This window comes from Oleiphilus sp. HI0066, from assembly GCF_001635725.1.
In genome coordinates this window covers 1-1,354 of the sequence record NZ_LWFH01001660.1, presented here as the reverse complement: position 1 = coordinate 1,354, position 1,354 = coordinate 1, and the positions used below count along the sequence as shown (strand labels likewise).

Sequence of the window (1,354 nt, the reverse complement as noted above, 5' to 3'; positions counted from 1 at the left end):
AAATCGGCATACTCTAAACGGAATGCCACATCCACCTCTGGAGTTGCTCTATAGAGCGCGCCAACGGTACAGCGTTTGATTTCATCAAGCGGCATATCGGCAGAACGGTGCTGGTCATCTACAGGGCTCTCATCTAAAGAAAATCCTGTTTGTAAGGTCCAATCGGAATTCAAGGCATATTCCCAACCGACTGCATATGGATTGGCGTCTTGCCAATGACGATCTATATCTAGCTCCATACCTAAAAGCCCAGAGTAAATAGTGGTGGTTTCAAAAGAGCTGTAGAACACACGACCCACATCCCATACAAATGCTGAGTTATCACTGACTTGGTGATAACCACTCAACATGACTGTCGCCGGGTTATCCCAGTTCAAAGAGGCATAGTCGCTTGTACCGTTGAGGCTGTCACCTCCTTATAGATCTGCATTGACCTCTGAGCGATATACCAATCCAAGACGATTCGACTGATTAAGATCCCACGTTGCGCCGGCTGTCCAGCCATACGCAACATCATCAGCATCTAAGCCAAGATCTTGCCCCATTACCGTTAGCTCTTGCTCAGCCTTGATATAGTTTGCGTTAATACCTGCGCCCAATGACAAACTATCTGTTACACGATAGGCAACGGATGGCTGCACCTGAATTGTCTCCATGCTGGCAGACTTCGCGACATTCACACCAGCCCAATCATCGGCATAATCAATACTGTTTCCGTAATGCACCATCAAAGACACCCCTACTTTGAGGTCATCAGACAAACTATGTACGTAAGCTACTGATGGTATGTGAACAACCCCGCCGGCATCCCCACCGTCCTTCTTTGCGGGGCCGACCTTAGGTTGTTCTGCTTCAAAGTTATTATCAGTTTCAGCTGCGACAACACCAACAGCCACTTGATTACCTTCTAGTTGTGTCATATTCGCCGGGTTTGACCAAGAAGCCATCGCGTCTCAAGCGTGAGCCGCTTGTCCTGCTCCTGCCGTGCCAAAAACAGCTGTCCCAGGTGTCACCTGTAGACCGGCGGCATAAACATATGATGCCGCCAAAGAGAGCATTGCCAACCCAAAAAGATTCTTACTTACGAGTGTTGTTTCATTCATATTTTTCTCCACTGAAGTCTGCATTTCTTAACAACTTGAGCTCAGTGTAAGGACGCGATACCGAGAAAAATAATGACAAAAAGGACTAACAAATATTCCTTAAAAGAAAGAATATAAAAATCTAATTTCCAGAAAGGAATCGATAGAGCAAGAGGCAGCACCGGTCAAGAGGACTAAAAGAAGGTTTCTAGGAGGAATATTAGGTGTATTGTTTAGTGCACTGGCCCGCTATGAAAACGAAACTCCGTATC

General features: G+C 46.2%; 1 protein-coding gene and 1 pseudogene. Both read right to left on the bottom strand.

What is annotated here, in order from left to right; genetic code table 11:
* Positions 1-920: pseudogene (locus A3738_RS32770) on the bottom strand (OmpP1/FadL family transporter); the annotation flags it as partial.
* 33 nt (positions 921-953) lie between these two features.
* Complete coding sequence (locus tag A3738_RS30195) at positions 954-1,103, bottom strand: hypothetical protein (protein WP_156502713.1); 150 nt, start codon at positions 1,101-1,103, stop codon at positions 954-956.
* Between the last annotated feature and the right edge of the window lie 251 nt (positions 1,104-1,354).

Coding starts and splice junctions, on each gene's coding strand:
- A3738_RS30195 (WP_156502713.1), bottom strand. CDS start 1,103: ATGAATGAAACAACACTCGTAAGTAAGAATCTTTTTGGGTTGGCAATG.